This window comes from Bdellovibrio reynosensis (assembly GCF_022814725.1).
In the GTDB taxonomy this organism is placed as follows: domain Bacteria; phylum Bdellovibrionota; class Bdellovibrionia; order Bdellovibrionales; family Bdellovibrionaceae; genus Bdellovibrio; species Bdellovibrio reynosensis.
The window spans coordinates 798,078-810,056 of sequence record NZ_CP093442.1 but is presented as its reverse complement, the minus strand read 5'-3'; the positions used below and the strand labels follow the sequence as shown (position 1 = coordinate 810,056).

Sequence of the window (11,979 nt, the reverse complement as noted above, 5' to 3'; positions counted from 1 at the left end):
TTCAATAAAGTAAAAGGAAACCTTTAAATGGAATTAAAAGCAGGAAGCCACATTCATCTGATGGGAATTTGCGGGACGGCGATGGCGTCTTTAGCGGGTTTACTAAAAGATCGTGGATTTAAGATCACTGGAAGTGATTTGAATCCTTATCCACCGATGTCGACTCAACTTGAAAGTTTGGGAATCAACATCATGAAAGGCTATAAAGCCGAAAACCTTCATCCAAAACCAGACTTCGTCATTGTGGGGAACGTGATTTCTGCAAACAACGAAGAAGCGCAAGAGTTGAATCGCTTGGGCATTCCATTTACTTCACTACCGAAAGCCATGGGTGAGTTCATCATCCAGAATCGTGAAAGCGTTGTGATCTCTGGAACCCACGGCAAAACAACGACAACATCGATGATGTCTTGGGTGGCGGAAGTTCAAGGGGTAAAACCAGGCTTTCTGATTGGCGGGATTGCGAAAAACTTTTCTCAGTCCTTTAAAAATCCTGAAGGAAACTATTTTGTTATCGAAGGTGATGAGTATGATACGGCTTACTTCGATAAAGTTCCTAAGTTTGTTCACTATAAACCAAAGCACGTTATTTTAACGTCTGTTGAATTTGATCACGCGGATATTTATAAAGACTTGCAAGCAGTGAAAGATTCTTTTGCTAAGCTTATGCATCTTATTCCTGAAAACGGAACTTTATTAGCCTGTGCCGATGATGCCAATGTGATGGAATTAAGAAAGCTAGCTCGCTGTAAGAATTCCTACAGCTACGGTATTGGTAAAGGTGACTTCCAAGCTGAAATTCTAAGCCAAGATGAAAAGGGTGTGAATTTCCAAGTTCGTCACGGTGGCGAAGTTTTAGGGCCTTACCTTGTTTCATTAACGGGGGACTACAACATCCTAAACGCTACAGCTGTTATTGGACTTTCAAAATGTCTGGGATTTTCTGAAAGCAATATCAAAAAAGCCTTAGAAAGTTTTGAAGGAGTCAAACGCCGTCAAGAAATTCTAGGGGAGCCAAACGGCATTTTGGTGATTGAAGATTTCGCCCATCATCCAACGGCAGTAAGGGAAACAGTGAAAGGTATTCAGAAAAAATATCCAAACCGCAAAGTGTTTTCTGTGTTTGAGCCAAGAAGCGCGACATCTCGTCGTAAGGTATTTCAAAAAGATTACGTAGAGGCATTTAAAGGCTCCCACGAGGTCCTTTTGGCAAAAGCTTTTGATCAATCTAAGATTGATGAAGAAAATCGTTTTTCTTCCCATGAGCTTGTTGCAGATTTGCGCGAAAGTGGAGTGACTGCAGAGGATTTTGATTCCGCTGATCAGATAGTTTCTGCTCTTAAATCCCGCGCTAAAAGGGGAGATGTGATTCTTATCATGAGCAACGGTGGCTTCGATGGGATCTATGTCAAACTTATGAACGCGCTTGCTTAAGCGGATTTTTGTTTCACTCTGAAGCAGAAATCATCTGATTTTCAATTTATTTTCAGAACCGGAACACTTTGTTTTCGTTTAGTTGCAAGGTGTTTCGTCTCTTCTTGAAACAAGTTTTTACCAGTCTTCAACTACTTAGCTAAAAGTGCTTTTAAATACTGTCTCAAGTAAAAACAAAAGCCGCATTTTGCCTCTTGAAAATTCCTCTTCGTCAGGTTTCTGACAGTCACATAAACGCCAGATTTGGTCGATAATGTAATGACTTGGGGGAATGAAAATATGAATGGCAACAAGCTGGGTTTACGCCCTTACTTGATTGTAGTCTCTTTAGCGTTTGCTTGTGTAAGTGCGCAAGCCGCATCTGAAACAGATATGCGTAACGCTAAGAAACTTTATGAGCGCCTTACTGGCGTGAAAGTCAATTCAAGCAAACCCGAATTAAAAAAGGTCGCTGATCTTTTAGCTGAAGGTAAAAAGCTTGAGGCGGCTCGCTATGTCACGACTTTGCCGGATTTCCTTAACGTGCAGGTTAAAAACTTGGCTTTGCGTCTTTCAAACAAAGACGAATCAGTGAAGGTAGGCTTCAGTGATTTTGCAGCACTTATCGTGGGTGTCGTTCGCGATAACAAAGACTTCCGCGACATTCTCACTGCTGATTATTTCTATGAACTCAATGGCGTTACAAACCAAGATGACTTAAGAACTCGTCATTACAATCAAAGCCACTTCGTTCCTGCTGAAACGACGTACATGGATTTAACGAAAGCGTTGGTTCATAAGCCTCGCCAGCAGATGGTTGTTAGCTCGGTGGATACCCCGTACAACCAAAAAGACAAATCTTATCCGCTAATGACTTTAGCGAACAATCCAGAACCAGCGGGTGTTCTTTCGACTCGCACCTTTGCTGAAAGAGCGTTGGGAGGCGGTACCAACCGTCGTGCGGTTGAATTTTCATTAAAACAATTTCTTTGTGTTTCCATGGCGGAAGCTGCGGATTCAAGCGCTTCTGACCAATATGTAGGTCGCGACGTTGAACGTTTCCCAGCTGGTGATTATAATAAATATCTTACTTCTTGTAAGAGCTGCCACTCGGTAATGGATGGTATGCGGGGTGCCTTTGCGAAGATGGATTATGCCAACTTCACAAACTCAGGCGCAACGGGCGTTTACTCTGTGATGCATGGTGATTTCTTTAAAGATAATGATATCGCAGCAGCTTATAACAAGTACCTTGCGGATGTCGTGAATCCGACAACAGCTTCCATCATTCCAGACCTAGAGACTAACCAAGAAAACTCGATCTGGTATAAAACTCGTTATGATTATTTGATTATGCGTGGGCAAACGGCTGTTAACGCTAAAAACACACTAGATGCGGCTTTGATTCAAATCCGCGATCCAAAGATTGTGACGTCTTTGATTGCTGAATATCGCGTTAAAAAAGCAGCGGCACTTGCTGACTTTAGAACGAACCGCAATGATGCAACTTACAGAACAAATTACGTAAAAACGTGCTTAGACCATTTGGGTAACACGGCAATCACTGCCGAAGTTCAAGAGCAACGTTTCTTACAGTGTAACTTGGACTCTAAAAAAGATATGTCAGTTCTTTACGCTTACTATGGTGAATCGATGGCTGCTAAAGGTGTATCACAGGCGGATATTGACAAACTTCAGGGTAAGTTAGTGAATCGCAATCGCCAAACGAATAACAACTACATTCGTCCCTACCTCGAAGCGAAAGAACAACTAAAGCTTTACCCACGTAACGTGTTTGATTCAGACACAGGTGTTGCGACGAAAATGAATAAAGGAAGTTACGCTTACGGTTTCGTAGTTAAAAGCGATAGCTTCGTGAACAATGCGACTTTGGGTAGCAAGGCTACGTTCTTTGGCTGGCGTGGTCCCAATAAGGATGGCGGTAATGGTCCGAAGGATTTCGGCCGCATGTTGGCGGATTCGCGTCGTTTCAGTCAGTGTATGGCAAAACGTGTTTATGAAGGCGTTTGTATGAAGAAACTTGAATCAACACAGTACACGACTTTGGTTCGCCTGGGTGATCGTTTCGAAGCTTTGAATTATAACTTAAAAGGTCTTTATCAAGAGATCGCTCTGGATCCAGTGTGCGGCCTTATTAAGGATGGGGAGTAATTCATGATCACGACTAAAAAAATCGGTGTCTTCATCGGTATTACATTCTCATTTTTATGCGTCACTCTTTCTTTTCAAAACTGTGCCCAGCAATCTGATTTTGCGTCTTCAGACCCAGTGGCGTTTGGCGATGGTGGCGGTGAAGAGCAAACTGATTCAGGAACAGTGGCACAAAAGTCTGAAAATCCAATTGAAGGCGCACCCACGGATGCCAAACAAACTTTGGAATCAATGATGTCTTTATTGAATCTATCAGGCGCTGATATCAATATGACGGAAGTAAATAACGAGATCAATTATCGTCGTAACTTACTTGTGCCGCAAAACGATATCAAACTTATTAACTCACCTTCTATTATCGCTATGACTTCGTTAGCAGCCGTGGTTTGTAAACAGGCCGTTGCTAAAGAGAAAAAAGGCACGAAGGATATTTTTAAATATATTGATTTTGCTCAAGGTCCCAAAGCCTACGGAAAAATGGGTGCAATCAATACTTATATTCTGATGGTCGATCGCTTTTGGATGCGCAAACCTTCAAAGGAAGAAATCACCATGTTCTCTGAAACAGTGGATGAGTATTTTAGTACCTTAGATTCTGCAGCGATGGGGAAAGCAGCAGAGTCAGATAAATTAGCCATTTTTATGTGTTCAGGAATGTTATCAGTGCCTGAATCATATCTTCTGTGATGTAGCAAAAAGGGATTGGGGGGAAAATGAAAAACGATAAACTAAAAAAAGTCCTGGATGAAAAAACAGACCACTCAAGCCTCCGCCTGTCTCGCCGCGAGCTATTAGAGGCGGGCATCATCACCTTTGCTGCACGTATGGCAGTACCCGGTGCGGTGACATCTATTCTTACGATGCAAAACGCGATGGCTGCCGAAGAAGCAGCAATGATGCCGTTTGTGACTTTAAGTCTGAGCGGGGGAGCTGCCCTTCACGGTAACTTCGTGGTTAAAAATGCAGGTGGTGATTTACTTAGTGCTTACACGAAATTAGGTCTTGGAAGCGCGGGTTTCCAAATAGAAAAAGTACTGGGTGCTGATTTCGCAGCGACAGCGCAATTGCATAAAGGGATTAAATCGGTCGCTTCAGCTGACGCTTTATCAAAATCAAAATTGATTGGCGTTTGTACGAACACGGCTAACGACACTGCGGGTCAGTCAGCACTTCGCCCATTTTATGATTTATCTGGCCCACTAGAAAAAGCGGGCTTAGTAGGTAAAATCTTGCCAACAGTTCACCAAGGATCCAATGCCGAAAATATTAAACCTGTTTTCGGTGCTCCTAATTCGACTTTAGAATTAGCAAGTCTTGATTCCATGTTTGGTGCTTTGAACTATTCAAGTGTTCTAGCAAACAATGGGATCTTAAATAAGAAACAAAAAGATCTTTTAAGCCGCTTTGTGGGTCGTATGACAAAAACCCAAGTGGCAAAATTAAATGCCAAAGATGACGGTATTAAAACAGTTCTTGAAGAAGCCGGTGTAAAACAAGGTGATATTATCGCAGCCGGTGGCGCTTCGGGTGTGGATCCACGCACTGATGCGAATGCCTCTGCAGTTTATAAAATCACGTCAACCACGGCGGCTAACAATGCTGACGCGATTTCCGCGGGGGTTGTTTATAATGCCTTAAAAGGAAATGTTTCCCATGGTCGAATTACTTTAGGTGGTTACGATTACCATGCTCCGGGTATTAGAACTGCGGCAGATCAAAAAGACTTTCAAGCGGGTGTGCAAATTGGTCGCATGCTTGAGCTTGCTAGCCGTATGAAAAAGCCACTTTTCATTCTGGTTACGACGGATGGAGCTTGTTCTTCAGAGGTGTCTGAGTCTGCGACTAGCATCTGGTCGAGTGATTACAGTTCTTCTGTGCAGTTTATTATTGCTTATGATCCGACTGGAAAATTAAAAACCAGCGGGACTCAGATCGGTCACTATTTGAATGATCAAAGTGTGGATACAACAACTCTTGTTGGTTCACGCCCAGACTACGTAGCGGCAGCGATCTTAGCAAATTATCTGAATTTGAATAAAAAATTGGGGATGTTCAAACAGTTGGCTCCAGCAACATTGCAAGCCGATGACGTTGAAAAAGTAGTGAAACTTCACGTAGCTTAAGGGGAAGAAGCGAATGAAGCGAATCAAGCGAATGCATGTGGGGAAAATTGTAGCTATTATTGCCGGAGCCTTGCTTCTGATTACAGCCTTTCAAAACTGTGGTCAGCAATTAGGTGAAGGTTTTCAGATGGACCAAAAGGCTTTGCAAGAGCTAAGTCAAAACGCCGAACTGAATGCTGGCGACAAATCCGCTGATGAAAATGAAGATGAAGAAGAAGTCCCAGAGGAACAAAGCACCGGGGATCTTTGTGAAGATCAACTTTATGCAAAGTTCGGTTCTGGTTATTATGTCTTCTTAAAAAACAACTGCGCTTCCTGTCATAATGGTGACCATGAAGCTCCGGGTTTTGCTTCTAAGAACTCTTTGATGTCCTATCAAGTGTTTAAAGATAAAGGTTATCAGTTGATTTCAACGAATGCGTTGAGTGCAGCCCACAATCCCCCTTACACAGGCACTCACCATACAGGCACTATTTCGTCTTTAAAAACAGAGTGGGAATCGGCTGTAAACAGTTGGGTTGATTGTAAAGGCGGATCTGTAGCGAATAATTCGGTCGTCACCGGTTATAAAACCAATGCGGCGATCTTAGAAAATAAAGCCAATGCAGCTTACTGGGGTGCGCTTTCTTGGAATATGAGTACAGCGGCTGATATGCCGACAAATGCTGCTAAATTTCCTTTGTCTATCAAGATTGAAGCGCAAGTGGCGATGGTCAGTGGTAATCAAGTTGGGTATGCAGTTCGTAATCCTATTATGTCTTTAACGACCGGTACACAAAAATATCGCGTAAAAGGTTTGTTCTTTTATGTAAATGATAAACTTTTAGATTCGGCGACAGTCTATCGCAATATCGATGCGGTGATCTGTGCTGGGACGCCGGTGAATTTAGCCCCAGTGGGTAATGCGCAGTTGTTGGTTCTGTCTTCAATCAAGGCGACTGATAAGTTTGCGTTGCAGTTCTCTTCAATTGAAAAAGTGGATGCTACTGCGAAGTGCGGTACGACTTCGACTGAAACAGTTCCAGTGGATAATACTCCAGCGACAGTGAGCTTTACGCAGCTGGTATCAAACGATCCTAAACTGGGCGTGTTTAAGTCGCAATGCTTAAGCTGTCACACAGGTGCTGGTGCGCGTGCGGGTCTTGATTTAACGAATTACAATGCCGCGAAAGCGAAGGCGAGTGTGATTCTTACGAGAATCAACGATGCCGGAAGCCCGATGCCGACAAATGGACTGATGAGCTCAGCCATGAGAGCCGTGGTCGAAAAATGGGTTTCAACGGGGGCTCCGAAATAAATAGAAATTGAAAATCAAAATATAAAGAATCCCCTGAATAAAATCAGGGGATTCTTTTTTGAACCAAGACAATCCTACACTTATTCCAATAGTATATACCCCTTAGGTGCTTCTAAATCGGTCAGGTCTAGATACTTCATCTACCAATATCGCCATCTTTCAAGCGTAACATGGGCGTGTAATTGTCGGTCAGCGAGATTCAATTCCTGCCTCGCGTTTGTATTTCATTCTGTTATGTTGGGAGCACAGGAGCTGTAAGTTATCTATCGTGTTCATTCCACCAGCCCATTTAGAAGTTTTATGATCTATCTGAAGTGCGAAGGTGCTGTGACATTTAGCTCCCGTATCTTTATTTACGTACTGACAACATTTATCCCGCGCTAAAATGAGCTTTCGCATTTTTGGAGTAATTGATTTTCTTTCTACCACCGAATCGGTGGTGATTATTGCAGGATTGGACATTAATTTCTGCGCTGAAGGACGTACTGATTTTTTGATTTCTTCATGTAGGCTTTTTTGTTGAGGGATACGTGAAGATTTAGGTTTCTTAAACTTCTCATCAAGATATTGATCAGCCAAAAACTCTATGACTTCATTTAATGAAACAGAACCATTTCCTTGTAAAAGAATATGCGCTGCTAGATCCTTGCATCGAAGAAGTTTCTCATGCTGTTCCTTAGTAAGCGTGAATTCAAGTCTCACAGATTCATCTTTTTGAAGTCTTTGTGTATCATAATCCTTCAAAGGTAAATCAAAAATTCGCGCCACTTCATATTGTGTCTCTTGGGCTGTTTTTCCGAAAACAGCAGCAACGAGGTCTTGCTTCTGGAAAGAAGACACCTTTTCTCCAGACAATTTTTCCTTTTCCTTAATGGCTCTAGAAAGTTCACCGATTTGTGAAAGGTTTAAAGTACCCTCTTGAAGGTGCTCAGCAACTTGCGGTACTTCACGAAGAAGTCTAGCAGCTTCAAGTCTTCTCATAGCAGCTGATCCAGAGTATCCCAGCTCTTTAGTGAGATAGTCATAAATAGATGAATAACCTTTAGTGAGATAAATCCTTCGACCATCGATTTCACGAATATGCTCAATGATCACATGCAAAAGCTTTCGCTCTTTTTGAACAAGATCCTTTAAACGTGCTTCAAGTTCTTCATTCGTGAATCGTGAAAGTGGATTCATATAAACCTCCCTGAATTTAAGAAAGGTATATCATGGGTTTTAAATTGATGAATTTATCACGACTGATCGATGGGTGTAGGATCGGTTTATTCGCACACACTTCGCCTCAGAAGAGAGAAATTGATCAGTTTCACTGTTGAAAGAAAAAATGAATACGAAATTGAATCTAGCGAAAGTTAAACCTTAAAAAAACCCGTCAAGTAATTCATGAATGACAAATTAGTTATGACATACAGAGTAACCGAATCGGTGGTAAACGAAGACAATAAATAAATATTTTTGATGTCTACAAAACCAATCGATGTCCCAAAGTAAAGTAAATCGGAACACAAATTTTGATTCTGAATTTATAAGTAAGTACTTTCTGCTTGGTAGTGAGAATAGATACGACACTAGAACAGTAATCGAAAAAGTAAAGATGATGATGAAGTAAGTTAAAGAGTAAGAAAAAAGAAAGAGAAAAGGAAAAGGAAAAGGAAAAGGAAAGAGAATCAGCAGTAATTGATTGTGAGTGGAAAACGAAAAATAGACGACAATAAAAGAGGAGCGGAAAATATAAGAAAAAAATGAAGTAGGAGTAAGTAGAAAAGCAGAGATGGGCGAAAAGCAAGCGGTTGAGGTAGTGGAAGAAAGGAAGAATTAAATTAAAGTAGAAAGAGGAAGTGATAGGGTGGAAAAACAAAACCCCCGATCACTCAGGGGTTTCATCAACTATCTAGCCAGGAATTTGCAGTAAGAAGCTACATACTGCATAGACAAGCCCGATGGAGCTGAAATAGTGTCGCCAGACTCTACCACTTCATCGATACGGATTTGCTTAGAGAATTCTCTTTCCTTACCCACACGTCGTTCCATTTGGAAGTAAACGTATTTAAAATCTTTAGTGCCACCATCATTCGTGTACACACAGTGGTATTGTCCGTCAGAGTAACGAACTTTACCGTAAAAGCTCTCTAAACCCCACTTAGCTGAAGCCGTTGTTGATACAAGTAGTCCCAAAACTGCGATTGCGATTTTCATTTTTTCCTCCGCGAAAAAAGATTTGCCTGGAGGCTAGTGAGCAAAACTACTTTTCGTCAAAACGGCGATGTCGTTTACCAAACTTGTCATGTAAGAGCCTAAAAAATGGCCAAAAATAATGTATTTTGCCCATTGCAAACAAAAAACTAAGTTTGAAAGCGAAAGCTTCAAAAATTCTTCCCCGCGAGGGTCGTGGATGCAGTGCGTTCTAGAGTGAAATACCCCAGGTTGTTCGCTAACTTTTTGACCCTATGTCGAATCAAACTCCGCTTATGAAACAGTTCTGGGATATTAAATCCGTTCATCAAGATAAGATCCTTCTTTTCCGCATGGGGGACTTTTTTGAAATGTTCTTTGATGATGCTGTAAAAGCAGCTCCGGTCATTGGCATTGCTCTGACTCAAAGAAATAAAAAATCCCAAGACGAAACTCCGATGTGCGGAGTTCCCCATCACAGTATCGCGGGACCCATCAACAAACTTTTAGCTGCAGGTTTTAAAGTGGCTATCTGTGATCAGCTTGAAGATCCAAAGATGGCTAAAGGTATTGTAAAGCGCGGAGTGACTCGCGTGCTTACTCCCGGAATGGTTTATGACTCTGATACGTTAGATGGAACAAAGCCACACTATCTTGTGAGTCTTGATTCTTCGTCGATCAGCTTCTTAGACACGACGACGGGGGAAGCTTTCTTTTTTAAATCCCAAAACACGACAGAGCTTTTGCGCTTCGTGCAAATCTTGCCCGTGGCAGAGATCGTTGTTTCTCAAGATGACGAAGCATTACTAAAATCGGTATCAGGCGTTTTGATCAGCTTGCATGAAGATCACGCCGATGCACTTCATCCATTACTAAAGAATGAAGCGCCACTTTCCGCTGCTAGACTTATATCTTATGTTAAGCAGCTTTCTGGTGAAGAGTCCTTAGCGACACTTTCACCGTTTGTTGAAAGAGATCTTGAACACCGCTTAGATATCTCGGGCACGGTCATGCGCCACCTTGAAGTGTTTTCAACTTACAAGGGTGAAGGTCATGGCAGTCTTTTCTATTCTATCAACCGCACGCAAACCTCAGCAGGCAGTCGTCTTTTAAGACAGTGGTTAAGCTTCCCACTCAGAGATGAAAAAGCCATCGAGCAGCGTTTAGACTCTGTCGAATTCTGGCGAAATCACGTGCTTGAATTAAAGCGCGTACGCCAAATCCTAGGCCAGATGGGTGATATCGAACGTCGTCTAGGTAAAATCTCGCAACCTCAGTGCAACGGTCGAGATCTATTAGCGCTAGCTGGTAGTATCCACGCGGGCGTCAGTGCTTTAGAGATTTTCGTAAATGCCGCAAAAACCACGGCGAACTTTGAACCATTAAGAGAGCTTGCTTATAAAATCGAACGCACCATCGTTGAAGAACCGCCTTTAGCGACAAAACAAGGTTACCTGATCCGCCAAGGGATTTCTTCAGAGCTTGATGAGCTTATTGAACTATCAACTCACTCCCAAGCGTTAGTGGCGCGCATGGAAGCTGAAGAAAAAGAAAAGACCGGAATTTCTAGTCTTAAGATTCGGTATAACAATGTTTTCGGTTACTACATCGAAATCACGAACACTCATAAAGATAAAGCGCCTGCCCACTATCAACGTAAACAGACTTTGACGAATGCGGAACGCTATTGCACGGATGAACTGGTTGAGCTTGAACGAAAAGTTCTAAGCGCGAATACAAAACGCGCGGATCTTGAATTTGAATTCTTTGAAGCCTTAAGAAAACAAATCCTAAGCCAATGTCCTGATCTTTTAAAACTTGCGCACGAGTGCAGTGAAGTTGATGTGATCTCAAGCCTTGCATGGTTAAGTCTTGAAGAAAAATATGTTCGTCCAACCTTCAGTAAAGATGGCGCATTAAAGCTTAAAGCCAGCCGCCACCCAGTGGTTGAACAAACAGTTAAAAAGAATTTTGTCGCAAACGACATCGAGCTTCGTAAACATTCTTGTTTGTTGCTAACAGGTCCGAACATGGCCGGTAAATCAACATTAATGCGTCAGGTGGCTTTGACTTCAATCCTTGCGCAAATGGGCTCTTATGTTCCGTGTGATGAGGCTTCACTGCCAATCTTTGATGCGATTTTCACAAGAATTGGGGCTAGTGACCAGTTGTCAGAAGGACTTTCAACTTTCATGGTTGAGATGACTGAAACGTCTGCGATGTTAAAAAACGCGACGAAAGATTCACTAGTGATCTTAGATGAAGTTGGTCGCGGTACGAGCACCTTTGATGGTATGTGTTTGGCGCAATCTATATTAGAGCATCTTTTAAGTGACGTGAAAGCGTTAACGTTCTTTGCGACTCACTATCACGAGCTAACATCGCTTGATCAAAGCTTTGGTCAAATCACCAATGCCCACATGACAGTGGCAGAAAGAAACGGCGAAATTCGTTTCTTGCACACTCTTGTTAAAGGTCCTGCTTTAAAATCCTACGGGGTTCAAGTGGCAGAACTAGCGGGGCTTCCGGCGTCTGTGACTAAGAGAGCGAAAAGCTTATTGCGCGATATTGAATCAAAACGCGTTCAAGCTAGCAGCCAGTTATCACTTCTGGATAGTTTGTCTTTTGAGACGGAAGAAATCCATTCAGATGTCGCTGCACCAGTAATGCCTGAAAACTGGAAAAACCTGATCGATGAAGTTGAAAAACTTCCGCTGATGAATATGAGCCCGCTAGAGGCCATGAATCAAATCGCGAAGTGGAAAGAAATCGTCGCTCGCACAGGACAGGAAGCTTAAA

Annotated in this window: 8 protein-coding genes; 6 read left to right on the top strand and 2 right to left on the bottom strand. The window is 42.3% G+C overall.

What is annotated here, in order from left to right; genetic code table 11:
- The first annotated feature begins 27 nt into the window (after positions 1–27).
- From mpl to MNR06_RS03705, 5 genes are all read left to right on the top strand, one after another.
- Entirely contained in the window at positions 28–1,434 is a 1,407-nt protein-coding gene (mpl, locus tag MNR06_RS03725) for a UDP-N-acetylmuramate:L-alanyl-gamma-D-glutamyl-meso-diaminopimelate ligase (RefSeq protein WP_243538694.1), read from the top strand.
- A gap of 279 nt (positions 1,435–1,713) precedes the next feature.
- Positions 1,714–3,585 (top strand): hypothetical protein, encoded by a 1,872-nt coding sequence (locus tag MNR06_RS03720; RefSeq protein WP_243538693.1) that lies wholly within the window; start codon positions 1,714–1,716, stop codon positions 3,583–3,585.
- Between the two features lie 3 nt (positions 3,586–3,588).
- The gene (locus MNR06_RS03715) at positions 3,589–4,272 is read left to right on the top strand and encodes a hypothetical protein (protein WP_243538685.1); all 684 of its coding nucleotides are present in this window, start codon (positions 3,589–3,591) and stop codon (positions 4,270–4,272) included.
- A gap of 26 nt (positions 4,273–4,298) precedes the next feature.
- A complete protein-coding gene (locus tag MNR06_RS03710; protein WP_243538683.1) occupies positions 4,299–5,708 on the top strand; it encodes a hypothetical protein in 1,410 nt (469 codons plus the stop codon).
- Positions 5,709–5,721: 13 nt separating this feature from the next.
- Positions 5,722–7,005: a hypothetical protein gene (locus MNR06_RS03705; RefSeq protein ID WP_243538682.1), complete on the top strand. Its 1,284-nt coding sequence runs from the start codon at positions 5,722–5,724 to the stop codon at positions 7,003–7,005.
- 189 nt (positions 7,006–7,194) lie between these two features.
- On the opposite strand, the gene MNR06_RS03700 is transcribed toward MNR06_RS03705, so the two are convergent.
- Both MNR06_RS03700 and MNR06_RS03695 read right to left on the bottom strand, forming a co-directional pair.
- Positions 7,195–8,184: an HNH endonuclease gene (locus MNR06_RS03700; RefSeq protein ID WP_243538680.1), complete on the bottom strand. Its 990-nt coding sequence runs from the start codon at positions 8,182–8,184 to the stop codon at positions 7,195–7,197.
- Positions 8,185–8,895: 711 nt separating this feature from the next.
- A complete protein-coding gene (locus tag MNR06_RS03695; protein WP_243538678.1) occupies positions 8,896–9,204 on the bottom strand; it encodes a hypothetical protein in 309 nt (102 codons plus the stop codon).
- Between the two features lie 272 nt (positions 9,205–9,476).
- Here MNR06_RS03695 and mutS point away from each other — a divergent pair, with 272 nt between their 5' ends.
- The gene (gene mutS / locus MNR06_RS03690; RefSeq protein ID WP_243538676.1) at positions 9,477–11,978 is read left to right on the top strand and encodes a DNA mismatch repair protein MutS; all 2,502 of its coding nucleotides are present in this window, start codon (positions 9,477–9,479) and stop codon (positions 11,976–11,978) included.
- Position 11,979: the final 1 nt, after the last annotated feature.